The following is a 23,653-nucleotide window of genomic DNA, read 5'->3' on the forward strand; positions in this document are numbered from 1 at the left end:
CATCGGACCGTCGGCCGCCGACACCACCAAGACCGCTCCGTCCATCTGAGCCGCTCCCGTGATCATGTTCTTGACGTAGTCGGCGTGACCCGGGCAGTCCACGTGGGCGTAGTGGCGGTTCTCGGTCTCGTACTCCACGTGCGCCGTGGCGATCGTGATCCCCCGCTCCTTCTCCTCCGGCGCGTTGTCGATCGAATCGAAACTGCGAACCTGGATCCCCGGATTGTTCTTGGCCAATATCGTCGTGATCGCCGCCGTCAACGTCGTCTTGCCGTGGTCCACGTGACCGATCGTGCCGATGTTGACGTGCGGTTTGGTGCGTTCGAACTTCTCTTTTGCCATTATGTTCGTCCTTTTGCGTCGCGTTTGCGGCCCGGCGCATGGCTGCCGGGCGCCTTCCTTTCTTGAGCCTTAGCTGTTGACTACCCCGCGGGCCTTGGCGATCAGTTCCTCGGCCTGCGAAGCGGGCAGTCTCTCATAACGTTCAAAGTGCATGCTGTAATTGGCCCTTCCCTGGCTCAAGGAGCGCAGAGAAGTCGCATAGCCGAACATTTCGGCCAGCGGGATGTAAGCGGTCACCACTTGGCTGTTGCCGCGCGGCTCCATGGAGGCGATGCGTCCCCGGCGGCCGTTGAGGTCGCCGATCACGTCGCCCATATATTCCTCGGGAACCACCACCTCGACCTTCATGACGGGCTCGAGCAAGACCGGCTTGGCCTTGGCGGCAGCGTCCTTGAAGGCCATCGATCCGGCCACCTTGAAGGCCATTTCCGAAGAGTCGACATCGTGATAGGAGCCGTCGTAGAGGGTCACCTTGACGTCTTCCATGGGATAACCGGCCAAAAAGCCGCCTTCCATGGCCTCTTCGCAGCCCTTTTCCACGGGACCGATGAACTCGCGGGGAATGGCTCCTCCCACGATGGCGTTCTCGAAAACGAATCCCTGGCCGGGTTCGCCGGGTTCCATGCGGATCTTGGCGTGGCCGAACTGTCCGCGTCCGCCGGTCTGGCGCACGAAGCGCCCCTCCCCCTCGGAGGCCTGGCTGATGGTTTCCTTGTAGGCCACCTGGGGCTTGCCCACGGCGGCGTCGACGTCGAATTCGCGCAAGAGGCGGTCGACGATGATCTCGAGGTGCAGTTCGCCCATTCCCGAAATGATGGTCTGGCCCGTATCGGGATCGTTGTGGACCTTGAAGGTGGGGTCTTCCTGCATCAGCTTCTGCAGCGAAAAACCCAGCTTCTCCTGGTCGGCCCGGGTCTTTGGCTCGATGGCCACCGAGATGACCGGGCTGGGGAACTCCATCGACTCCAGAATGACGGGATGGTCGGGATCGCAGATGGTGTCGCCCGTCGAAACCTGCTTGAGGCCCACGGCGGCGGCGATGTCGCCGGAGAAGACCGCCTGGATCTCTTCGCGCTTGTTGGCGTGCATCTTGAGCAAACGCCCCACCCGCTCCTTGCGCTGGCGGGTGGCGTTATAGGTGTTGGAGCCGGCCAGCAGCGATCCTGAATAGACCCGCAGAAAGGCCAACTGGCCCACGTAGGGGTCGGTCATGATCTTGAAAATGAGAGCCGAGAAGGGCTCGTCGTCGGAGCTCTTACGCTTGACTTCTTGGCCGCTTTCGGGATCGGTTCCGGTCATGGCCGGGACATCGACGGGGGAAGGAAGGTAGTGGACGATGGCGTCGAGGAGGGGCTGAACGCCCTTGTTCTTAAAGGCCGAGCCGCAAATGCAGGGCGTAAAGGTCAGCGAGCAGGTGCCGGCGCGGATTCCCTTGCGGATTTCCTCGTCGCTCAGCGCCTCGCCGCCCAGGTACTTTTCCAGCAGCTCGTCATCGGTTTCGGCCACCGCCTCGATCATCTTCTCGCGGTATTTCTCGGCGGTTTCCCGCAGATTCTCGGGAATCTCCACCTCGTTGTACTGGGCGCCCAGGGTCTCCACCTCGTAGATGTAGCCCTTCATGGAGACCAGATCGATCACGCCGTCAAAGTTCTCTTCGGCGCCGATAGGAATCTGCACGGCCACCGGATGGGCGTGCAGCTTCTTCTTCATCGACTCCAGGGAGGCGAAGAAATCGGCTCCCAGGCGGTCCATCTTGTTGATGAAGGCGATGCGGGGGACGCGGTACTTGTCGGCTTGCCGCCACACGGTCTCGGACTGGGGCTCGACACCGGAAACGGCGTCGAAAACGGCCACGGCGCCGTCCAGCACGCGCAGCGAGCGCTCGACCTCGGCGGTGAAGTCTACGTGTCCGGGGGTATCGATAATGTTGATGCGATGGTCGCCCCAAAAGCAGGTCGTGGCAGCCGAAGTAATCGTAATGCCGCGCTCCTGTTCCTGGACCATCCAGTCCATGGTGGCGCTGCCCTCGTGCACCTCTCCCAACTTGTAATTGATGCCGGTGTAAAACAGGATACGCTCGGTAGTCGTCGTCTTGCCGGCGTCAATATGGGCCATGATGCCGATATTTCGCGTTTTCTCCAGCGGTACTCTTCTCTTAGCCACGTCTATACCAATAAACACTTGTGCGAGGACGCCCTCTCAGGGCCTCCTCGCCCGTGTTCTCCTATCGTTTTCGAAGTCAGGAAACCCGATCTCTTCGACGAACCGTTCGCCGCATCGGGTGCCGCGGGCCATAATTTGGAACGCAGGCGCGTCCTTCTCGTCCCGCCGGAATTTTCCAGCCTCTATTTGCGAGGTCGGCCCAGTCCCGAAAGCCGGGCCGATTACCGTTGCCGACTATCGCTACCAGCGGTAGTGGGCGAATGCCTTATTGGCGTCCGCCATGCGGTGGACGTCTTCTCGGCGGCGAATCGCGCCGCCCCTGTTATTGTAAGCGTCCTGCAGCTCATTGGCCAACCGTTCGGCCATGGTGCGCTCACCCCGAGCGCGGGCGAAACCGACCAGCCAGCGGATGCCCAAAGCGGTGCGCCTGTGAGGATTGACCTCGATGGGCACCTGATATGTCGAACCGCCCACCCGGCGAGACTTGGTCTCGACCATGGGCTTGGCGTTGTCAAGGGCCTTCTTGAAGATCTTGGTGGGATCTTCACCAGCCCGCTCTTCGATGATCTTCATGGCATCGTAGAAGATCTGCTCGGCAGTACTCTTCTTGCCGTCCACCATCAGGCAGTTGATGAAGCGGCTCACCAAGGGGGAGCCGAAAATCGGATCCTGGGGCGTTTCGCGCTTGGGAACTTCTCTACGTCTTGGCATCGATCGACTCCACTACGCCTTGGGCTTCTTAGTGCCGTACTTGGAGCGGGCGCTGTTGCGGCCTTCCACTCCGACTGCGTCCAGGGTTCCGCGAATGACGTGATAACGCACGCCGGGAAGGTCCTTCACACGGCCTCCCCTGATGAGCACGATGGAGTGCTCCTGCAGGTTGTGGCCGATGCCCGGGATGTAGGTCGTCACCTCGATGCCGTTCGTCAACCGCACGCGAGCCACCTTGCGCAGCGCCGAATTGGGCTTCTTGGGCGTCTGCGTGTATACGCGCACGCAGACCCCGCGCTTCTGGGGGCAGTTCTGAAGAGCCGGGCTCTTGGTCTTGGTGCTGACCTTCTTGCGTCCCTTGCGGACCATCTGGTTAAAAGTGGGCACGCCCTTCTACTCCTAATCCTCTATAAACAAAAAAAGATGCCGAAGCATCAAATTGACTTCGTCCAAATCGCTTTTTCTCGGGCCACACCGGGGCCCTTGCAAACGAGCCTCGAATCATAGCCCGCCGCGCTCTTGCCTGTCAAGCGGACCAAAACATTTATTTTAACAGGCTCAGCGCTGATTTCAAAGCCCGTTTCCCCAGGACGGGGATCGGTAGCTGGCGCCGAGGCGTCGCAGGGCCTCCGGACGGGGCCGTCTCCACCTGCGCAAGCCGCCCTGCGAAGGCCTTGCAGAATAGCACAAGCAGCTTCTAAGATGTAGCGTTTCGGCGACGGAACAGTCCCATGCTCAAGATTGCCGGTCTCTTATATGCTTTCCTCTACACCCTGGCATTGGGACTCTATCTGCCCTTTTACGTCTGGCGCACCCTCTTGGGCGGACGCAAAGGCCTGCAACTGAGCCGCCGCCTGTGGCGCCTGCCGCCAAGCCTGCGTCAACCCGCGCCAGGGCCGAAGGTATGGGTGCACGCCGTCTCGGTAGGCGAAGTCAACGCCGTGGAACCGCTGGTGAGAGCCCTGGCGGAAAGGGGTGTTCAGGTCTTCTTGAGCACCACTACGGACACCGGGCAAGAGCAGGCCCGCCGGCTTTTCAGGGAGCAGGCCAGCACCTTCTATTTTCCCGTTGACTGGCAATGGCTCTACAAGCGCATCCTCAAGCACCTGCATCCCCGCGCCATCGTCGTGGCCGAAACCGAACTCTGGCCCGGGCTGCTGCTGGCGGCCCGCTCGCGCGGCGTGGCGGTGGCCCTGGTCAACGGACGGCTCTCCGACGCTTCCTTCCGACGCTACCGCAGGCTGCGTTTCTTCTTCGCGCCCTTGCTGCGCACCTTCAAGGCCCTGTGCGTACAAACGCTGCAAGATAAGAAGCGTCTGCTGGAGATGGGCGCCGCTCCCGAGCAGGTGCACTGGACGGGAAACTTGAAGTACGACTTCAGCTTGAGTCCCGACCCCCAGCGCGAGGAGTTGGCCCGGCGGGTGGCAAGCCTGCTCAGGGCGGAGGGGCGGCCTCTCCAAGACCCTGCGGCTGCTGAGAGCCGGATCTGGGTCTGCGGCAGCACCCGGGAAGGCGAAGAGGAACTGCTCATGGATTGTCTGCTGCGGGTGCGGCGCGACTTCGAACCCCTGCGCATGGTGCTGGCTCCCCGCCATCCTCACCGTTGCGACGCGGTGGAGTCGCTGGCCCGCAAGCGGGACTTGAGCGTCCTGCGGCGTTCCCGCCTGGAGGAGGCGGATCAGGGGCCTGCGCCCGACATCTTGCTGGTCGACACCATCGGCGACTTGCGCTACCTCTATCAATGCGCCGACGTTGTTTTTGTAGGAGGCAGCTTGGTGCGGGGCGGAGGACAGAACATTCTCGAACCGGCCTACTTCGGCAAAGCCGTCCTCTTCGGCCCCCATATGGAAAACTTCCGCGAGATGGCCCGCAGCTTTACCGAGGCTTACGCCGCCCTGCAGGTCAGCGGACCTGAGGAACTGAGCCAAAGTCTGCTTCATCTGCTGCAGGATCCGACCGCCGCCGAGTGGTTGGGACGCAACGCCCGCAAAGTCATGCGCAGCAGCCAGGGAGCCCTGGAAAGGACCCTCGAAATTCTGGCGCCCTGCCTGGGGGAGCCCGAGGGCGGTAAGGATCGATGATGACCCTGCTTTCCCGAGTTTACGGCTGGCTGGGGCGCCTGAGGACGGGGGCCTACCAGAGGGGGTGGCTGAAGCGCATTCGGCTGCTGCGACCGGTCGTCAGCGTGGGCAACCTGTCCGTGGGGGGCGCGGGCAAGACTCCCGTAACGGCCTACCTGGCCCGCCTGCTGCTGCGGGAAGGGCGCAAGCCGGCCATTCTCAGCCGTGGCTACCGTTCCGAGGCTGAGAAAAGCAACCTGCTGGTGAGCTCGGGCAAAGAGCCGGCGACCGCCGCGGTGCGCCAGGCCGGGGACGAGGCATTGATGCTGGCCCGTCAGGTTCCCGAGGCCATGCTGGGGGTGGGGCGGCGGCGCGAGCGGTCAGCCGGCCTCATCTTGGGCGCCGCCGCCGACCCCGGCCCTCTCGTCTTCATCCTGGAGGACGGGTTTCAGCACCTGCGTCTGTACCGGAACGTCGACTTGCTGCTGCTGGAGGCGGACGACCCGCGGTCGGAGGGAAGACTGCTGCGCGAACCCCTGAGGGCGGCCAGGCGGGCCGATGCGCTGTTGCTGACCCGCTGCCATTTGTTGGGGGAAGATGAGCTGGCCGTGGCCGGGGACGCGGCGCGCAGCCTCAACCCCGAGGCGCCCCTGTTCCGCTTCGCCCACCGTCCTGTCGGCTGGACCGAGGTGCCGTCGGGGCGCCGCTTCGGCCTGGATGAGGCGCCGGGGGAATCGGCGCTGGCCCTGGCGGCCCTGGCCCGGCCCCGTCAGTTCGTCCGCGACCTGTCGCGCCTGGGGATCAAGGTGGCCGGGGAGCATTTTTACCGCGATCATCATTGGTACCGGCAGCGGGAAGTCGATCAGGTCGTGGCAGCTTTGCGGGGCGCGTCCGCCGATTTCATCGCCACTACCGAGAAGGATGCGGTGCGCCTGGAAGAGCTTGAGCTACCCCCCGACAAGATCTTCGCCCTGGGCATCGAAGCCTATTGCCTGGATGAAGAAGCCTTCAAGGAATGGCTGCTCAGCCAGCTTGAAGCAGCGTGCTGATCGCCGCAAGGATGCGCCTCCCACCAGGCCGGCGGCAGCCTGCTTTTCTCCAGCGGCGCAGGGGCTGGGGCGCGGCGGGTGGATGCGGCCCGGAGAGCAGGCTGACTCGGGGATGCTTTTGCCGGCAGCGTGCTGATCGCCGCAAGGATGCGCCTCCCACCAGGCCGGCGGCAGCCTGCTTTTCGCCAGCGGCGCAGGGGCTGGGGCACCAGCCGGCTGCATGCAGCCGGGAGAGCAGGCTGACTCAGGGATGGTGGGAGGCGCATCCCTGCGGCGATCCTGAGACAAGCCGCGAGCCGCCGGCTTGCCGCGGACTGTCTAGCGGACGCATTTGAGGACGACTACGGTGCGGTCGTCTTCGTAGACGGGATTGGAGCTCCCGTGCTGGCGGCTGTCGCAGAGCAGGGCTTCGGCAATCTCCTGGGCGCTGCGGTCGCACAGGTCGAGCAGTCTTTGCTCCAGCAAGGACCCGAACTCGCGTTCGTTGGCGTCGCAGGACTCATGGATACCGTCGGTGGCAATCACCAGCACGTCGCCCTCCTCAAGATCGATCTCGGCCTGCTCGTAGCTGGTGTCCGGAAACAGCCCCAGCGGCACTCCGGCGACATCGATTTCGCGAGCTTGCCCCCGGCGCACCAGCAGAGGACGCGGCAGTCCGGCGTTGGCCAGTCTGAGACGCCGGCGCCCGGCATGGTAGGACGCCAGCGTCAGGGCCAGGAAGCGGCTGTCGAGGGCCGTTCCCAGCAGATGCGTATTGACATGGCGCAGCAAGCCGGCAGGGGAGCAGTGGTGCTGTGAGATCTGGCTGCGCAGGATGCCAATAGCCAGGGAGCCGAAAAGGGCGGCGGCGGTAGCCTTGCCCGAAACATCTCCCACGGCCACGGCCAACTGGTCTGAACGAGTCCGCTGGAAGTCGTAGAAGTCGCCTCCCAGGTGACGGCAGGGACGGCAGACGCTGCCGATTTCGAGCCCCTCAACGGAGGGCACGCAAGCCGGCAAGAGTCCTTTCTGCACCTGGCGGGCCGTACTCAAGTCGTTTTCCAGGGAGGCCTCCTTGTCGCGCAGCTCTTCATAAAGCCGGGCGTTCTCCAGCGCGATGGCGATGGAGGAGGCCAGCGTCATCAGGATCTTCTCGTGACGCTCCGAAAAGGCGTTGACCCGATGGCTCTCAAGGTTGACCACGCCCATCACGCGTCCTTTGCGGATGAGAGGAGCCGAGAGCAACGAACGCACCTTGTTGTCGGGCAGAGAAGAGCGTGTGCGGCAATGGCGCCGCAAGTCGGAGACCCTGATCGAGCGGCGCTTCTGAGCGGCTCGCCCGCAGACGCCCTGGCCCAATTTGAGAGCGGGGCGGGCGCCCGACTCCTTGTGCCGGGTGCGCGAGAAGCGCTCCACCAGCATTTGGTTGGGGTCGTCCAGCAGGTAAAGGCTGAAGGCCTGGTAGTCGATCAGGTCGCCCACAAGTTCGGCGATGCGTTCCAGCAGCGCGTCGGTGTCGAGAATCGAACTCAGTTCGCGTCCGATGTCATGGAGCAGCGAAAGGGTCAGCGCCTGATCGTACCGGTCAAGCGGATCAACCAGCTCCTCGGCGCCGGGACGCAGAACTCCAAGAGCTTCCTTGGGAAATGAGATCAGTTGACCGTTCTTCATGGCTCGCCGTGTCTAAATAGCGCCTACCGCGGCCTCTCCGACTTGAGAACATGAGAACAAAGGAGTTTCCGCGATAGGCGCTGACTCCTTCCCTCGTGCTCAATAAAACGTGCCGCAGGGTGTCCGTCCCTCACCGTTCAGCAAAAAAATCTGGTGAGGCTGAGCTTCGCAACTTCCAATTCCCAAAGCCCAACTTTTAAGTGCCGAAATAGGCTTGTGGATTGGGGCTGTTCCAGGCGGGGATTTCACCGCAGCCGCGAGCCGCGTTTGTGAGTTGGGAACCTGGAAGTTGGTGTTTGCGCCAGTCTACAGACAGCGGCGGCGGAAGTAGAGGATGAGCAGCAGCAAAGCGCCGGCGCCCAGCCAGGGAGCGAGGGGGCCGGCCCATGCCGTGCCCAGGCCTTCCACCCCGGTTCCCGTGTAGAGGGCCCAGAAGGCGATGAGGACCCCCACCAGTCCCTCGCCGCCCACCAGTCCCGATCCGAAGAGGATGCCGCGTTCACGGCGGCGGTCGACCTGTCCCGGGTCGGCAGCCGATTTTTCCATCCTCCAGCGCAGCAGTCCGCCCAGAAAGACCGGGAAGGTGGTGGTGACAGGCAGATAGACGCCCACGGCGAAAGGCAGGCTGGGGATGCGAAAGAGCTCGCAAAGCAGGGCGATGCCCACGCCGATCAGCACCAGTCCCCAGGGCAGCGAACTCTGCAGTACGCCCTCGATCACCAGCTTCATCAAGGTGGCCTGAGGGGCCGGCAATTCCTGGGTTCCGAAGCCGTAGGACTGGTCCAGCAGCAGCACCGCGCCGCACACGAAGACGGCCGAGGTGAGGACGCCGATCAGTTCGGCGCTCTGCTGCCGGAAAGGAGTGGCGCCCAGCAGGAATCCCGTCTTCAGGTCCTGAGAGGTATCGCCGGCGATGGAGGCGGCGATGGCCACCACGCAACCCACCGTGATGGCGGCGGCCTTGCCGCTGTCGTCCACCATCCCCAGCAGCAGGAAGATGGAGGCCGTGCCCAGCAGGGTGGCGATGGTCATTCCGCTGGTGGGATTGGAGGTGACGCCCACCAGGCCCACGATGCGCGAGGAGACGGTGACGAAGAAGAAGGCGAATATCACCACCAGCAAAGCCGCCAGCAAGCGAAAGGCGAAGTTCTCCACGGGTCCGAAGACGTAGGGGACCAGGGCCATCCCCAGGGCAATCAGGATGGCGCCGCCGCCCACCACGCTGAGTGGCAGGTCTTTCTGAGTGCGGTCTTCAGCGGGTCCGCCCTGGCTCTTGTCCTGGGCTGTGCTGATGCGGTCCTGAATCTGACGGGCGCCCACCCGGAAGCTCTCGATCATGGTGGGGATGGACTTGATGAGGGTGACGAGTCCGCCGGCGGCCACTGCGCCGGCGCCGATGTAGCGTACGTAGCGCGTCCACAGCAGGGACGGGCTCATCTCGGCGATGGTGAGCTGGGTTTCGGGATAGAGGGGAGCGGCCCGTCCCTCGCCCCACCAGGCCAGCAGCGGAATGATGATGAGCCAGGAGAGCAGTCCGCCGCCTACCATGATGAAGGCGATGCGGAGACCCAGGATGTATCCCACTCCCAGCAGAGCCGCCGAAACGTCGCTTCCCAGTTGGCCTTTCTTGAGAAACGGAATATGAAATTCGATGCTGCCCACCAGGGCCTTGAGTCCTGAGGTGATGCCCTTGAGCAGCATGCCCACGCCCAGTCCCAGGAAGACGTTCTTGGCCCGCGATCCGCCGATCTCGCTGGCCACCAGCACCTCGGCGCAGGCCGTCCCCTCGGGGTAGGGCAGGTTTCCGTGCTCGCCCTGGATGAGGAAGCGGCGCAGGGGAATCATGAAGAGCACTCCCAGCAATCCTCCGAAGAGGGCCAGGAAGGTCATCTGCATCAGGGTCGGGTCGAGCCCCCAAAGAAACAGCGCCGGCAGGGTGAAGATAATGCCGGAAGCCAGCGAACTGGAGGCCGACCCCGTGGTTTGGGACAGGTTGGCTTCCAGGATGCTGGAGGACGATCCCATCCTGGAGAGCAGGCGGAAGGCGGCCACCGTCATGACGGCCACGGGAATGGAGGTTGAGATGGTCAATCCCGCCCGAAGCCCCAGGTAGGCGTTGGCCGCCCCGAAGAGGATGCCGAAGAGGATCCCCGCCACCACCGCCTTGAGGGTGAACTCGAGGGGCGACTCGCTGGCCGGGACATAGGGTTGGTATTGCTGTCCCGGCTCGAGCGGCTTGTAAGCGTCGGCGCTGAGTCCTTTAGCTTCGGCTTGAGCAGGAGCGGAGTTTGCATCAGGGCCGGATGAATGATCTGGAGAAGGGCTCACGGAAATACCTCCGCCCAGGAGCATAACGCAAGAGCGCCTGGGAGGGAAAAACGACGTTTTTTGATTGTGTCCCTATCTCGGCATCAGCTTCCAAATACGTCGTTTTTCCCTCCCAGGCGTCCGGCCCGACGGCCCGAAGTACGAGCTCAGGGGGCCAATAAGGCGTTGAAAAAGAGCTTGTAGGTGGCCCGAGGCTGGCCGCGGAACTGGGGGCGGAAGGCGAAGAGGACTACCTGGCCTTCTCCCATCTCCACCTGCACCAGGGCGGCTCGGCCGCTCAGGTAGCGCTGCTCGCCCAAAGCCCATCCGCTCATGAGGATGTCTTCGGCGGCATAGCGGGCCACCACCTCGACGGGCGGTGGCGGCGCCGGCTTGGTGTCCTCTACGCCGCCCTCGCCGCGGCGGCTGGGCTCGACGATCTCGAAAGCCCGGCTGCGCACGAAGGAAGCGGCCACTTCCTTCTGCATGCCGCGTCCCAGGGCGTGGGAGGTGTCGACGCTCAGGCGCACCAGCGAACCGGGGATGAAGAAACGCTGCGGGGGCAAACCCCCAACGGCATCGCGCAGGGGCAATCCGAACTGCTCGATGGCGAAGTCGCAGGCGCCGTCCAGCGCCACCAGCCGGCCGCCCTCCTGCACGTAGCGCTTGAGCGCCAGGGCGCCCTCCAGTCCCAGCCCGCCCACGTACTGGTGGGGCATGAAACCGGGACGGTGGCCGTTGAGGATGCGCTCGGCCGAGTGGTCGGGAAGCACGATGACGTCGATGCCGGAGAGGTCTCCCCGGCGGATGTCCTCGTCCTGCAAGCTGACCAGTTCGAAGGCGTAGTTTTCCAGCAGCCAGCGCGTCCAGCCTTCGTCCATGTTGGCCACGTGAGACTTGTAGAGTCCTACCCGGGGACGCTTGAGCCAGCGGGGACTCTGCGGCTGGGGCAAGGCCTTGAAGTCGACTCCCAGGTCAGCCGCCATCCGGCGGAGCAATCCGTCGACCTGGCGAGGCGCCACGTAGTATCCGTCCTCTTCGTCGGCGGGAGCGTCGATCCAGGCCACCTGGAAGTCCTCTTCGAGCAACTGGTTGACGGCACGAACGGCGGCGTTGCTGCGGGCCGAGAGGAAGTATCCGGGCCCCGAGGGCTCGTCCACCGCTCCCGCCAGCACCCGCACGGCGCCCTCGAGCGGACGGGTGTCGGCCTGGAATTCCTCCTCCACGCGCACCGTCTCCACGCCCATCTGCATGGGAAGCGTCCATCCGGCCAGGTCGTAGGGCGGATCGGGCGGTCCGTCGGGCGTGCGGCGGCGGTCGGGATAGTCCTGCTTCTCCATCAGGTCGAGCAGGTAGGGGCGGAAGGCCTGGGCGGCGGGAACGATGATGGAGCCGGACTGGAAGGTGCGTCCGCCGGCCTGGAATGGCGCCACCGCCCTTTCCATCTCGATGCCGCCCTGACGCAGCACCTCGGCCAGCGCGGCCGCCTCGCCCGCGTCCCACTGATGGGCCGGGATGACGTAAGCGTAGAAGTCGTCCTCAGCCGCCTGAATGGCGTCGCGTCCCATGCTGTAGATGTTGAAGAGCAGTTGGCGCCGCAGGTTGGAGGACAGGTCGAGGACGGCCATCGAGGCCGTCAGCATGTAGTCGACGGCGTCGCGGAAGTGCGATTCGCCTCCCTGCCAGGGGTAGGGGTAGAAGATGTCGGTGCCGTCGGTGGGCACGCCCTGACTGCCCCGCCGCGACGCCACCGACGCGGGACGCTTCTCGGGATCGTAATAGCGCGGGGTGGGGGTGGAGTGGGAGGTCTCGGTCAAAAGCCCGATCATGTTGTGGAAGTAGGGGACGGTGCGCATGCCGCCGTTCCACCACATGCTGTAGATGACGTCGGAAACCACTCCCGGCATGCGCTTGAGGGCGAAGCGGTTGGCCATGGCGCTGCCGAAAAGATTGACCCCGGTGGTGACGCCGGGATGGATGCGGGGATTGACCGGATCCTTGAAGGGCGGCAGGAAGATGCGGGCCCAAGCCGGGCCGGTCTGATGGTGGTTGTAAACAACCTGCGGATACCACTGGGTGTAAAGCACCCGGTTGACGGCCTGCGACTCGGGCATGTTGTTCATGAACCAGTCGCGGTTGTTGTCGTGGCCCACATAGTGGTGGTAGAGCTCGGGCGGCGAGGCGGTTTCGTAGGGCGTCCCCAGCACCTGCTTGTACCAGTCGACCACGATCTGCAGCCCGTCCGGATTCATGATGGGCATGAGAAGCAGCACCACGTCGTCGCGGATGCGCCGCATCTCGGGCGTTTCCTCGGTGGCCACGCGGTAGGCCAGCAAGGGGGCCATCTGGGCGGCGGCGCGCTCGGTGGCGTGCAGTCCGGCGTCGATCCAGACGATGGCCTTGCCTTGATCGGCCAGCCTTTCGGCTTCCTCGGCCGAAATGCGGGCGCGGGCCAGCTTTTCGCTGGCGGTGCGCCATTCCTCCAGGCGGGCCAGGTTGTCGGAGCTGGAGATGAAGAGCAGAAGCATGGGCCGTTCCAGCACCGATTGGCCGATCTCGATCGCCTGCACCCGCGGACTGGCAGCGTCCAGCTTGCGGTAGTAGTCGGCCAGTTGCCCGTAGTCGGCCAGCTTGTAGTCGGCTCCCGGCTCGAATCCAAAGACATCGCGCGGATGCGGCACCTGGCCCAAGGCCTGAGCCGCCATCAGCGCCGCCAAAACCATCCCCCAAGCGCTTCTAGAAATCATAGCGTCTCAGGATACCCAAACCGCTCCTGGCCGTCCAAGCAGCGCTCACTCCTGGCGCAGGGCTCCGGCGGGGTCGATGCCCAGGGCCCGGCGGGCCGGCAGCAGGGTGGCCAGCAGAGCGGTCAGCAGCAGGACGCAGGCGGCCCCGGCGAGAAGCAGAGGATCCTGGGGCGAGGCTCCGTAAAGCTGAATGGTGAGGATGCCGGAGAGAATCCAGGCCCCCGCCAGTCCCAGGGCCAGTCCCGCCAGCACCGGACGCAGCGCCCGGGCCAGGATCTGGCCCAGCACCCTCCCGCGCGAGGCGCCCAGTGCCACCCGCAAGCCGATTTCGCGCGTCCGCCGGGTCACGCTGTAGGAGACCACGCCGTAGATTCCGCTGGCGCCCAGGGCCAGGGCCAGCAGTCCGAAGGCGCCCAGCAACTGGGCCAGCAGACGCTGCATCAGCAGCGAGTCCTGCACGACGTCCTCAAGGGAGCTGACGCGGGTGATGGGGACGTCGGGCTCGACGGCCCAAACGCTCTGGCGGATGGACGCCGTCCATTGCTCCGGCGGACCGGCGGTCCTGGCAAAGAGGCACATGGCGTTGCGGGGCGACTGGTCGAAGGGCGCATAGAGGCGCGGCCACACGCTGCTTCCCAATCCCAGGTAGGGAACGTCGCCCACTACCCCCACCACCTCCAGTTCCACCCGTTCCCCGCCGCGGTGGATGCCGATGCGCTTGCCCAAGGGGCTTTCCGAGGGCCAGTACTTGCGCACCAGGGCTTCATTGACGATTACAACCGGCGCGCTTTGCGGCGTGTCCTGGGGAGCGAAGAGGCGGCCCTGCAGCAGGGGGATTCCCAGCGTGGGGAAGTAGCCCGCGTCCGCCGTCATGATGTTGACCGGGAAGCCGCGTCCATTGGGGGACTGGTGGTCCTGAGGATGCATGAGCGTGAACCAGGGGCTGTCGCGCAAGGCCACGTGCTGGGCCATCCCCAGCGACTGGACGCCGGGCAGCGATTGCACGGACTGGCGCACCCGTTCGTAGTAGTCGAGCAGGTTGGCGTCCTGGGCCGTGGTCGACCCGGTGGGGGTCAGACGCAGGGTCAGCAGCCGTTCGGGGCGGAACCCGGGATCGACCCGGCTGACCTTGTAGAAGCTTTCCAGCACCAGTCCGGCTCCCGCCGTCAGGAGCAGGGCCAGCGCCACTTCGGCCGCCACCAGGACGGTGCGCAGGCGTCCGCCGGCGGCGGAATGGGCGCGTCCGCCGGCGCGCAGGTGTCCCAGGTCGGTGCGGGAATGGCGCCAGGCGGGCAGCAGTCCGAAGAGGACGCCGCACAGCAACGAGATGGCCGCAGCCGCGGCCAGCACCGAGGGATTCAAGGCGGGGTCGATCCAGGGAGGCGTCTCCTCGGGCAAACGTACCGTTTCCATGATCAGCGCGGCCAAGGCGACTCCGGCTCCTCCGCCCAGCAGCGCCAGCATCAGGCTTTCGCTTAGCAACTGACGCAGCAGCCGGCGCCGGCCGGCCCCCAGCGCGGTTCGCAGGGCCAGTTCCCCTCCCCGCACCGACCCCGCCGCCAACTGCAGGTTGGCCAGATTGGCGCAGACGATGAGCAGGACCAGAAGCATCGCCATCTGCACCAGCAGCACCGGCGTCCGCTGGTCGTAGGCCACCACCGAGGCGATGGGCCGGGCGTCGGCCTGGCGTCCGTACTCCTCGCCATGAAGGTCGGGCCTGGCCTGGGCCCGTCGCAGGGCCAGCGAACGCAGTTCCCGCGACACTGCGCCGAGCGTCGCCTGCGGGCCCAGCCGGGCCAGCAGCTTGAGATGGTAGAGCCCCTCGTAGGAGCTGGAGGAAGTGTCGGTCGTCATGGGCAGCCACACGTCGGCCTGCATGGGCAGGCTGTGAAAGCCGGCCGGCATGACGCCCGCCACAAGGTGGATTTTCCCGTCCAGCCTCAGTTCGCGTCCCAAGACGGCCGCATCGCCCCCCATCAGCGAGGTCCACAAGGCGTGGCTGATGACGACCGGCTGGGTTCGGGAGTCTCCGGGACGCAAAACGCGTCCTAAGGCGGCCTCCACGCCCACCACCTGAAAGAAATTGTCGCTGACGCGTGCGCCGCTCAAGCGGGCCGGGTTTTCCATTCCCGTCAAGGTGACGGAATCGCCGTAGATGGCCGCAGTCTGGGCCACTTCGGAGAGTCCTTGGCGGTAGTAATCGAACTCCGAAGCCGAGAACCAGTTCTCGGGCCATAACATCACCACCGTGGACGGGTCGCGATAGGGCGCCGGTTTGAGGAAGATCTCATGCACCAACGAAAAGATGGCCGTGTTGACTCCGATTCCCAGCGCCAGCGTGAAGATGATGACGGCGCTGTGAAGCGGGCGGTGAACGAGCTTGCGTGCGCCGTAGCGCAGGTCTTGAAAAAAAGTCGACATGGTTGCGGCTCCTTGCGGCCTGGGGCTCCCTGGGGTTTGGCGAGTTGGCGAGGGTCGAGGCGAGGGGGCGCCCAACCAGGCCTCCAGGCGGGAGGCGGCGCCGTTGTAGATCAGATCGGCCAGCGTCGTCAGTCTGAAGGCGGCCAGACTCAAACGGCCTCGCCGTCGGGCTTCACGCTGCATCTCGACAAAAAGGCGAAGCATTCCCTCCCGGTGGCGGCGGCGGAATTCACCGGGATAAAGGTAGAGCAGCACCCTGGTCAGCAGCCCGAAGACTCCGCCCACGGATTGGGGACGGGGCCGTGAACTCATCCGCCCTCCTCGCCGCGCAGCAGACGCCGGGCGGCGGCAGCTTGCTCGCTGAGGCGGAGGGCCTCGGCCTCGGCCACTTGCCGGCCTCGCTCCGTCAAGCAGTAGTAGCGGCGGCGCTCGTCCGCCGAAGCCCCCTCGGGGGCCTGATCCAGTTCCTCGATCCAACGCTGGTCGAGAAGGCGGTTGAGGGCCCGGTAAAGGGTGCCCGGATGGAGCGTCAAGGCCCCTCCGCTGCGCTCCCTCACGTCGCTCATGACGGCGTACCCATGACGCGCCCCCGCCGCCAGCGACAACAAGATCTCAAACGCCACCGGCGTCAACGGAAGCTCCTTGCGCAACGAGTTGGCGTCGGGCTCGTCCTGATTCATCACCATGCTCCTGTCCAGAGTTGCAGACCAGCTATTCGCCCCGTGAATATACGCCTAAGGCGAATAACTGTCAACGAAAACTTCTTCTTGGCCGAATCTTTTTGCCGTTGCGGTCATCGATTTTCGAGCGCCCGAGTATGGCAGAATGGGAGTCATTATGAAAAGACTGCGGATCGTAGGCGCCGTGCTGCTAGCAACAGTTGCCGGCGGGTTGTTGCGGACTCAGCCGGCTTGGGGGCAGGAGCGGGTCAGCCCGGGCAAGATCGTTCTTGAGTTCACGGCCAAGGAAAAGGAATTCGCCCAGGCCTTTTCCCACTACACCTACACCCAGAACGTCTCCTTCCAGATCCTGCGCGACGACGGCTCGGTGCGCGAAGAGCGGCGCATGGTTTCGGAGGTCTTCTTCAACGAGAAAGGAGAGCGCGAGACCAAGGTGGTCAGCGATGAGGGCGGGTTGACTTCGGTGACTATTACCGAGAACGACATCGACAACGTGCTCAACCTGCAGCCCTTCGTGCTCACCCGCGACGATCTCGAGTACTACAAGATCGCCTACCAGGGACGCGAAAAGGTGGACGAGCTGAACACCTATGTCTTCGACGTCCGCCCCCGCCGCATGGACCCCGGCAAGCGCTACTTCGATGGACGCATCTGGGTCGACGACGTTGACCTGCAGGTGGTCATGACGCGCGGAAAGCCGGTCCCCGAACCGGGCGAGGAGAAGTTTCCGCGCTTTGAAACGGTCCGCCAGCAGATCGACGGCAAGTACTGGTTCCCGGTGTGGTCGCTGGCCGACGACTATTTGGAGTTCCGCAACCAAACCGTCCACATCCGCGTCCTGGCCACCTGGGAGGACTTCCAGGAGTACCAGGTCAGCACCAAGGTGACTTTCGGCGACGTGGTCAAGGACGACGGGAGCAAGGAAAAACCGCCCCGGTGAGCAACTCCCAACCTCCACCTTTCCAACTCCCAAACGGTCGCCCCGGCGCCTAACCTTCGTTGTTCCGGCGTCCGGCCCCCATTCTCGAGTGGCGTAATTCCAGAAACCCGGAATCGTAGAGCCTCGAAACTTGCTTCCAATCGTAGCGGCGCAGAGCCTCGGCCAGAGAGGCCGCCTGCTGAAGGGCGGCGCCGGGATGGTCGACGGCCCACTTGAGCCTGCGGTCCAGTCCCTGCTGGTCCTGGTACAGGCAGTGGCGATGGAATTCCCGCGGGATCAGTTCGGGATAGCTGAGGCGGTCAGGCAGCACCGGAAAGGCGCCATGCCCCACCGCCTCCAGCACGCTGATGCCGAAAAACTCATGGCAGGCGGTTGAGAGCACCACCGAGGACTCGTCAAGCAGGCGCCGGTAGGTGCGGCGATCGGCGAATCCCTCGTGCACGATGCGCCCCTCGAGCCGGCCGCGGGCCTGCTCGAATTCGCTTGGACGACGGGCGAAACGCTGTCCGCACAGGGCCAGACGAAAGTCGCTTCCCGAGTCCTGCAGGCGGTAAAGGGCCTGAAAGAAGGCCTGGGGGTCTTTGTCGTATTCCCAGCGCTGGTTCCACACGATCAGGGGCGGACTCGGCTTGCCGGCGGGCACCTCCTCAGGCAGCTCGACACCCACCGGCATGACCCGGCAGCGGCGCTTGAGCCGGGGGACGCGTCCCAGTTCGCGGTGTTCGGGAAAATGGCGCAGGAAGCCGGGCAGTTCCTCGAAGAAAGAGCGGCGGTGGAACTCGGAATTGAACCACACGGCATCGGCGGCCAGCATCGACGACAGGTTGACGAAGGCGTAGTGCTGATCGCGCTCTCCCAACTGACGCCGCATGGGGCCTGTGGAGGGGTCTTCAGGCAGCGGATAAGTGAGTTGGTTCTCGTGCATGTAGAGCAGGCAGGGCAGGTGGCCAAGGCGACGGCGCTGCAGGGCCAGAAAGGTGCTCAAATCGAGCATGTCGGTGGCTACCAGCAGGTCGAAGGAGCCGCTTGGACAGCGGCGGGCCAGCGTCAGAGCCCCTCCATGCATGCGCCACTTCCAATAGCGGGCGGGCAAGGTGAGCAGTTGGAGCTGATGGCGGGAGTTGCGCAGCAGACCTTCAGCCCAGGACTGATGGCTGCCCCCGTGGTAAGGAGACACCAGCAGGATGCGCAGAGGGCTGACTTGCTGCATGCCTTAGCGGACCAGTTCCAGGAACCTCTCGTTGCTGGGCGTCTGTTCGATCTTGCCGCGCAGCAGTTGCAGCGCTTCTTCGGCGCTGGTTTCGGCCAGCGCTCGCCGCAGCATGTCGACTTTTCGCTGGGCCTCGGGAGCGCGCAGCTTTTCCTCGCGGCGAGTGCCCGATAGGTGGATGTCGATGGCCGGCCAGATGCGCCGGTCGGCCAGTCCGCGGTGCAGATAGAGTTCCATGTTGCCGGTGCCCTTGAACTCTTCGAAGATCACGTCGTCCATGCGCGAGCCGGTGTCGATGAGGGCGGTGGCGATGATGGTGATGCTGCCGCCTTCTTCAAGCTTCCGGGCGGCGCCGAAGAACTCGCGCGGCTTGATCATGGTGTTGGCGTCAAGTCCGCCCGAGAGGGTGCGCCCCGATCCCCGGTTCTCGGTGTTGAAGGCCCGGGCCACGCGGGTCAGGCTGTCCAGAAGAATCACAACGTCCTTGCCGGCTTCCACCATGCGCCGCGAGCGTTCCAGCACCATTTCCACAATCTTGACGTGACGCTTGGGCGAATGATCGTTGGAGGAGTGGATGACCTCGGCGGGAGTGGCCCGCTTCATCTCGGTGACTTCCTCGGGACGCTCGTCGATGAGCATCATGAGCAAGTGGACCTCGGGATGGCTGTGGTGGATGGCGTTGGCCAGCTTTTGCAGCAGGATGGTCTTGCCCGTGCGGGGCGGCGCCACGATCAGTCCCCGCTGCCCCTTGCCGATGGGGGCCACCAGATCGAGGATGCGCATGCTGGTGTCGTTGCTCTGGTCGATTTCAAGCCGCTCGAAAGGATTGACGCTGGTCAGGCGGTTGAAGGCGGGACGCTTGGCGAAACTCTCGGGATCGGTGCCTTCCACCTTTTCCACTTCCTGCAGTTGCAGCTTGCCCTTGCGCTTGCCGGCTTTGCCTTCCACCATGCAGCCCGACTGCAGGTTGTTGTGGCGCACTACATGGGGCGGAACGAAAATATCGTCCTCGGCCGCCTGGAAGTTCTGCTCAGGATCGCGGACGAATCCGAAGCCGTCGGGCAAAACCTCCAGGATGCCCCTGACGGCCGTGTCGGCAGGTCCGGGAGCAGAGCGTGGACGCCCGCCGCGCTTGCCCCGCTGACCTCCTCCAGACTTGGGGGGCCGCCCTCCACGTCTGGGCTTCGAGTTCGACTTGGAACGGGCCTTTTTTTGTTTCTTGGGCTTGCGGCGGTAGGGCTTCTTTCCGCCACGACTGCTGCGGCCTTGGTCCGCGGATTTGTCCGTATTGTTCACCGTGACGATTCTCCAAGAGGGGTTCACGACCCCAAGTAACCGAAAAGAGCGCATGCGGGCCGACATAGGATTGCGGCAGTCACCGTGTCTCTTGGCCCGAGAAATGGCTTGGCGGCCCGTCCCTCACCCCTTTGCGTCTCGGAGAGGGGGGCCGCTGAATTGAGAACCTGCCATGCGCCCGGGAGCCTCCACCGACTCACCTCATGGCGCGCTGGAAGCGGTTTGTAAACCGAGGAGGGACTCCGCTGAGCCGCTCCCTGAAGGGCGGCGACGCCGGTCGCCGCGTAACCGCTTGGGTCCGAGACGCACGTTCAAACGTCCTATAGCATGTTGCAAGACTCACCGTTCTGTCAAACAAAAAGCGCTCCCGAGCCTGATCGAGGCTTCCTCGATGCATTCTCCCGTTGCCAGATGGAATGCAAATCGGCTAGACTGAATTCGCTATGAAAAATTCCATCCGGATGGTCTCAATGCTTTCCATCTGCCTGGGATTGCCCCTGCTGGCAGGCTACAAAATCCTGCCTCTGGAACCGAAGCCCGCCGCCGAGTACGAGGCCCACACCGATTTTCAGAACATCGTGATCGGGGCTCAAGCGGCCCTCAGCCAGGAGGCCGTGCTGTCCCTGTTCGACTCCAAGAAAGTGTTCGAGAAAGGTGTCTTGCCGGTGGTGGTGGTGATCGAGAACAACAACGATTTCCCCATACGGGTCAACGACCGCTCCATCTTTCTGATCCTCAATGACGGCACCAACCTGCGCTCCATACCCTTTGGAGAAGCCTTCCTGCAGGCGGTACTCAAGAAGGACCTGAGCCACTACTCGACAGAAGAGCGCATCATGATCACCGAGTTGGCCCGGCGCCATCGGGAGATGTACGAAGACTTTCAGCACAAGTCCTTCGGCGAGAAGATCATCGCGCCCCACGACAGCGATTACGGAGTGGTCTTCTTTTATCGGCCTTCGCCCGAGGAAAGGGAGGGCTGGATGCTCTACCTGCCTGAAATCGAGGATATGACGACGGCCAGCGAACTGATGTTTTTTGAATTCGCCCTCAACCGGGACTGAACCTTCTTAAAGGAAGAAGAGACTATCTAAGAGGCCACATGCCTCGGCGAGACACAGTCCCTGAGAGGCGCAGTTGTTGGACAACCGACCATGAAAAGCTTAATGCCCTTCTTGATCGCCTTGTTGCTGTGGCCCTGGGGCTCCTTTGCAAGGGCTCAGGATATCGACGACGTGGTACTGCCCCGCCAGACCGAGATCTTCGTGCAGCTTGGCCGTACCGTCAACAGCCGCACGGCGCGGGCGGGCGACAAGTTCTTCGGAACCGTCACCGTCCCGGTGACTTTCAACGACCAGATCGTCATTCCCAAGGGCAGCTTTATCCTGGGTCAGGTCGTGGAGGCCGAGCGTTCGGGACGCATCAAGGGCAAGAGCCAACTCCAAATCGTGGCCGATACGGTGATCTTGCCCTCCGGCGTCACCCGCAAGCTGGTCACCGTCCTGACCTCGGCCGACGGGCTGGCATCGGGCCGCGAGATCGATGAAACGGGCCAGATCGTCAAAGAAGGCAGCCAAGCCGGCGAAGTCGGCGGCGCGGCCGGCAAAGGCGCCGTAGGCGTAGGCACCATCGGAGTCCTGACGGGAGGCCTCTCCGGGGCCGCCGCCGGAGCCGCCGCGGGGGCCGCCGCCGGCGCTCTTCTTTCCGTTTTCAAGCGGGGAGAGGACATCGTGCTGGCCCGGGGGTCTACCATCACCGTCATGCTCGAGAACTCGGTGGGATTCGCCAAGCCCCAGCCGCCTCAGGGCCGCCTGCTGGGTAAGGACGAAGATTCGGACAAGCAGCCTGACAACCCCGACAACAAGCCTCCAGATCCCCAAAAAAACTGGCGCTAACCGGCCTGTCAAGGCGCGTTGGTCTTTCATTTCCTCCCCCTTCCTGTATTCCTCCGTCAAATTTACCCTTTAACTGCACCCAGAGGATTGCTATGCTTCACTGCGCGGAGGAATATCGATGGCAGCATCTCAGCAATTGACCACCGAGCGGTTGCATATGCGGCCCTTCCGGATGGACGACCTGGATCAGTTACATGAAGTGTGGACCGACCCCAAGGTGCGCAAATACCTGTGGGACGACGAGGTCATTTCCAAGGGTCAGGCCTTGGAAGTCGTCAAGACCAGCATTGCGGGGTTCCGAAAAAACGGATTCGGGCTTTTCGCCGTTTTCCCCAAGGACGACGAGGAGAGCCTGATCGGGTTCTGCGGCTATCACTACTTTCACGAACCGCGCCAGTTGCAGTTGCTCTACGGCTTCCGTCCCGGCTATTGGGGGCAAGGCTACGCCACCGAGGCCGTCCGCGCCATGATCAAGCGGGGATTCGAGAAGCACAAGTTCGAGCACATCATCGCCAGTTCGGACTACCCCAACAAGGCGGCCCACCGGGTCATGGAAAAGGCGGGAATGAAGTTCCTGCGGCGCGCCGAGGTGGCCGGCATCGATACCATCTACTACATCATCACCCGCGACGACTACGAGGCTCAGAAGAGCGACGAAGAGGAGTAGTCCTCGCCCATCCTGAGAATCGGTCATGGAATATCGCAATCTGGGCAAATCGGGACTCAAAGTTTCGGCCCTCTCTTTCGGCGCCTGGGTGACCTTCGGCGATCAAGTCGACGAGGAGGCCGCCGAGCAGTGCATGCGCGCCGCTTATGAAGCCGGGGTCAACTTCTTCGACAACGCCGAGGTCTACGCCCAGGGACAGGCCGAGACCATGATGGGGAACATCTTCCAGAAGGCGGGCTGGAAACGCTCCGATCTGGTCGTCTCCACCAAGATTTTCTGGGGCGGGAAAGGGCCCAACGACAAGGGCCTCTCCCGCAAGCACATCATCGAGGGCACCCTGGACGCCCTCGAGCGCCTTCAGATGGACTACGTCGACCTGGTCTTCTGCCACCGTCCCGACCTGGAGACTCCGGTGGAGGAAACCGTGCGCGCCATGAGCCACCTGGTCGAGAGCGGGCTGGCCTACTACTGGGGCACCAGCGAATGGAGCGCCGAGCGCATCCGCGAGGCCTATGAGGTGGCCCGGCGGCTGCACCTGATCCCGCCCACCATGGAGCAGCCCCAGTACAACATGTTCCACCGCCGGCGGGTGGAGGTCGAGTATCTGCGGCTTTACCAGGAAATCGGCCTGGGGACCACCATCTGGAGTCCTCTGGCCAGCGGACTGCTGACGGGCAAGTACAACGACGGCGTCCCCGAGGGTTCACGCCTCGATACCGAGGGTTACGAGTGGCTGCGCAGCATGCTGGAAGGCGAGGAGGGGCGGCGCAAGATCGAAACCGTCAAGCGCCTTCAGCCGGTGGCCGATGAACTCGGCTGCAGCCTGGCCCAGTTGGCCCTGGCCTGGTGCCTGAACAACCCCCACGTCAGCACCGTCATCACCGGTGCCACCCGTCCTGAGCAGGTGGTGGAAAACATGAAGTCGCTCAAGGTCGCCGAAGCCCTCACCCCAGACCTGATGCAGCGCATCGAAGACATCCTGGCCAACACCCCAACCCCCGAAGAAAACTGGCGCAGCTACAACTAGCGAGCAGCCTCATACCGCCGACAGCAATTGGGCCTTAACCGCGGTCACTGAAACTTGACACGTGTGTGAACTTGTTGGCCACCTAGTGGCCCTAGGCGAGCAGCCTCATACCGCCGAGAGCAATAGGGCCTTAACCGCGGTCACTGAAGCTTGACCTGTGCGTGAACTTGTTGGCCACCTGGTGCTGCCGGTCATAAGTTCTGAGCCAGGGCCCTCCGTTCTTGTCCCTGACAGGGACAGATTCGCCAGCCCAGCGACTGTGTTAGAAGTCAAGTCCGGGCTCGCTGAAGGCGAGCGATTCGCCAGCCCAGGGTCAGCCGAGTGCAGATACAGGAAAGGGCCTCCGTAGAGGCCCTCATGCGTCTTATGGGAAGGACATCGGCTCTCAGGTCCGATGCTCTTGAAAGGCTGGTTGCGGGGGGGGGATTTGAACCCCCGACCTTTGGGTTATGAGCCCAACGAGCTACCAGACTGCTCCACCCCGCGTC

The 23,653-nt window shown here is 63.8% G+C and carries 18 protein-coding genes and 1 tRNA gene; 7 read left to right on the forward strand and 12 right to left on the reverse strand.

All coding sequences use genetic code 11. The features are described from left to right. The 4 genes from VLU25_01760 to rpsL form a co-directional block, all read right to left on the reverse strand. A partial coding sequence (locus VLU25_01760; protein ID HSR66639.1) for a GTP-binding protein occupies positions 1-342 on the reverse strand: 342 nt, incomplete at its 3' end. 69 nt (positions 343-411) lie between these two features. Next, the gene (gene fusA / locus VLU25_01765) at positions 412-2,505 is read right to left on the reverse strand and encodes an elongation factor G (GenBank protein ID HSR66640.1); all 2,094 of its coding nucleotides are present in this window, start codon (positions 2,503-2,505) and stop codon (positions 412-414) included. Between the two features lie 240 nt (positions 2,506-2,745). Beyond that, positions 2,746-3,216: a 30S ribosomal protein S7 gene (gene rpsG / locus VLU25_01770; GenBank protein HSR66641.1), complete on the reverse strand. Its 471-nt coding sequence runs from the start codon at positions 3,214-3,216 to the stop codon at positions 2,746-2,748. A gap of 12 nt (positions 3,217-3,228) precedes the next feature. After that, entirely contained in the window at positions 3,229-3,603 is a 375-nt protein-coding gene (gene rpsL, locus VLU25_01775; protein ID HSR66642.1) for a 30S ribosomal protein S12, read from the reverse strand. Positions 3,604-3,947: 344 nt separating this feature from the next. Here rpsL and VLU25_01780 point away from each other — a divergent pair, with 344 nt between their 5' ends. Together VLU25_01780 and lpxK are read left to right on the forward strand one after the other, a co-directional pair. Then, positions 3,948-5,297 carry a 3-deoxy-D-manno-octulosonic acid transferase gene (locus VLU25_01780; protein HSR66643.1) on the forward strand — a complete coding sequence of 450 codons (1,350 nt, stop codon included), beginning with the start codon at positions 3,948-3,950 and terminating at the stop codon, positions 5,295-5,297. Beyond that, the gene (gene lpxK, locus VLU25_01785; protein HSR66644.1) at positions 5,294-6,325 is read left to right on the forward strand and encodes a tetraacyldisaccharide 4'-kinase; all 1,032 of its coding nucleotides are present in this window, start codon (positions 5,294-5,296) and stop codon (positions 6,323-6,325) included. The genes VLU25_01780 and lpxK overlap by 4 nt, the downstream gene beginning before the upstream one ends. A gap of 318 nt (positions 6,326-6,643) precedes the next feature. On the opposite strand, the gene VLU25_01790 is transcribed toward lpxK, so the two are convergent. The 5 genes from VLU25_01790 to VLU25_01810 form a co-directional block, all read right to left on the reverse strand. Further along, positions 6,644-7,975 (reverse strand): GAF domain-containing SpoIIE family protein phosphatase, encoded by a 1,332-nt coding sequence (locus VLU25_01790; protein HSR66645.1) that lies wholly within the window; start codon positions 7,973-7,975, stop codon positions 6,644-6,646. 306 nt (positions 7,976-8,281) lie between these two features. Continuing rightward, on the reverse strand, positions 8,282-10,303 hold the full coding sequence (locus VLU25_01795; protein ID HSR66646.1) for an oligopeptide transporter, OPT family: 2,022 nt from the start codon (positions 10,301-10,303) through the stop codon (positions 8,282-8,284). A gap of 146 nt (positions 10,304-10,449) precedes the next feature. Continuing rightward, a complete protein-coding gene (locus VLU25_01800; GenBank protein ID HSR66647.1) occupies positions 10,450-13,029 on the reverse strand; it encodes a M14 metallopeptidase family protein in 2,580 nt (859 codons plus the stop codon). Between the two features lie 45 nt (positions 13,030-13,074). Then, complete coding sequence (locus VLU25_01805) at positions 13,075-15,762, reverse strand: ADOP family duplicated permease (GenBank protein HSR66648.1); 2,688 nt, start codon at positions 15,760-15,762, stop codon at positions 13,075-13,077. Continuing rightward, positions 15,759-16,130, reverse strand: coding sequence for a helix-turn-helix transcriptional regulator (locus VLU25_01810; GenBank protein HSR66649.1), 372 nt, complete (start codon positions 16,128-16,130; stop codon positions 15,759-15,761). The genes VLU25_01805 and VLU25_01810 overlap by 4 nt, the downstream gene beginning before the upstream one ends. A 157-nt stretch (positions 16,131-16,287) precedes the next feature. Here VLU25_01810 and VLU25_01815 point away from each other — a divergent pair, with 157 nt between their 5' ends. Next, positions 16,288-17,070 carry a hypothetical protein gene (locus VLU25_01815; protein HSR66650.1) on the forward strand — a complete coding sequence of 261 codons (783 nt, stop codon included), beginning with the start codon at positions 16,288-16,290 and terminating at the stop codon, positions 17,068-17,070. A gap of 49 nt (positions 17,071-17,119) precedes the next feature. Here VLU25_01815 and VLU25_01820 read toward each other — a convergent pair whose 3' ends face one another. Together VLU25_01820 and rho are read right to left on the reverse strand one after the other, a co-directional pair. Further along, complete coding sequence (locus tag VLU25_01820; protein ID HSR66651.1) at positions 17,120-18,280, reverse strand: DUF3524 domain-containing protein; 1,161 nt, start codon at positions 18,278-18,280, stop codon at positions 17,120-17,122. Positions 18,281-18,283: 3 nt separating this feature from the next. After that, positions 18,284-19,576, reverse strand: a complete 1,293-nt coding sequence (gene rho, locus VLU25_01825) for a transcription termination factor Rho (GenBank protein ID HSR66652.1) — start codon at positions 19,574-19,576, stop codon at positions 18,284-18,286. Positions 19,577-20,019: 443 nt separating this feature from the next. Here rho and VLU25_01830 point away from each other — a divergent pair, with 443 nt between their 5' ends. The 4 genes from VLU25_01830 (at position 20,020) to VLU25_01845 (ending at position 23,165) form a co-directional block, all read left to right on the forward strand. Next, the gene (locus VLU25_01830) at positions 20,020-20,640 is read left to right on the forward strand and encodes a hypothetical protein (protein HSR66653.1); all 621 of its coding nucleotides are present in this window, start codon (positions 20,020-20,022) and stop codon (positions 20,638-20,640) included. Between the two features lie 90 nt (positions 20,641-20,730). Beyond that, positions 20,731-21,471, forward strand: coding sequence for a hypothetical protein (locus VLU25_01835; protein ID HSR66654.1), 741 nt, complete (start codon positions 20,731-20,733; stop codon positions 21,469-21,471). A 118-nt stretch (positions 21,472-21,589) separates the two neighbouring features. Beyond that, positions 21,590-22,138, forward strand: coding sequence for a GNAT family N-acetyltransferase (locus tag VLU25_01840; GenBank protein ID HSR66655.1), 549 nt, complete (start codon positions 21,590-21,592; stop codon positions 22,136-22,138). A gap of 25 nt (positions 22,139-22,163) precedes the next feature. Continuing rightward, positions 22,164-23,165, forward strand: a complete 1,002-nt coding sequence (locus VLU25_01845; protein HSR66656.1) for an aldo/keto reductase — start codon at positions 22,164-22,166, stop codon at positions 23,163-23,165. 409 nt (positions 23,166-23,574) lie between these two features. Here the strand turns inward: VLU25_01845 and VLU25_01850 are convergent. Then, positions 23,575-23,651: transfer RNA gene (locus VLU25_01850), tRNA-Met, on the reverse strand. Positions 23,652-23,653 lie beyond the last annotated feature (2 nt).

It is taken from the genome of Acidobacteriota bacterium, from assembly GCA_035471785.1.
Classification (GTDB): domain Bacteria; phylum Acidobacteriota; class UBA6911; order RPQK01; family DATIPO01; genus JANQFM01.

Excerpts from the sequence above, each read along its gene's own strand:
- VLU25_01815 (HSR66650.1), top strand. The coding sequence starts at position 16,288 with ATGAAAAGACTGCGGATCGTAGGCGCCGTGCTGCTAGCAACAGTTGCC.
- VLU25_01800 (HSR66647.1), bottom strand. The coding sequence starts at position 13,029 with ATGATTTCTAGAAGCGCTTGGGGGATGGTTTTGGCGGCGCTGATGGCG.
- VLU25_01830 (HSR66653.1), top strand. The coding sequence starts at position 20,020 with ATGAAAAATTCCATCCGGATGGTCTCAATGCTTTCCATCTGCCTGGGA.
- VLU25_01840 (HSR66655.1), top strand. The coding sequence starts at position 21,590 with ATGGCAGCATCTCAGCAATTGACCACCGAGCGGTTGCATATGCGGCCC.
- VLU25_01835 (HSR66654.1), top strand. The coding sequence starts at position 20,731 with ATGAAAAGCTTAATGCCCTTCTTGATCGCCTTGTTGCTGTGGCCCTGG.
- VLU25_01780 (HSR66643.1), top strand. The coding sequence starts at position 3,948 with ATGCTCAAGATTGCCGGTCTCTTATATGCTTTCCTCTACACCCTGGCA.
- VLU25_01845 (HSR66656.1), top strand. The coding sequence starts at position 22,164 with ATGGAATATCGCAATCTGGGCAAATCGGGACTCAAAGTTTCGGCCCTC.
- VLU25_01810 (HSR66649.1), bottom strand. The coding sequence starts at position 16,130 with ATGAATCAGGACGAGCCCGACGCCAACTCGTTGCGCAAGGAGCTTCCG.
- VLU25_01805 (HSR66648.1), bottom strand. The coding sequence starts at position 15,762 with ATGAGTTCACGGCCCCGTCCCCAATCCGTGGGCGGAGTCTTCGGGCTG.
- VLU25_01790 (HSR66645.1), bottom strand. The coding sequence starts at position 7,975 with ATGAAGAACGGTCAACTGATCTCATTTCCCAAGGAAGCTCTTGGAGTT.
- VLU25_01820 (HSR66651.1), bottom strand. The coding sequence starts at position 18,280 with ATGCAGCAAGTCAGCCCTCTGCGCATCCTGCTGGTGTCTCCTTACCAC.
- lpxK (HSR66644.1), top strand. The coding sequence starts at position 5,294 with ATGATGACCCTGCTTTCCCGAGTTTACGGCTGGCTGGGGCGCCTGAGG.
- rpsG (HSR66641.1), bottom strand. The coding sequence starts at position 3,216 with ATGCCAAGACGTAGAGAAGTTCCCAAGCGCGAAACGCCCCAGGATCCG.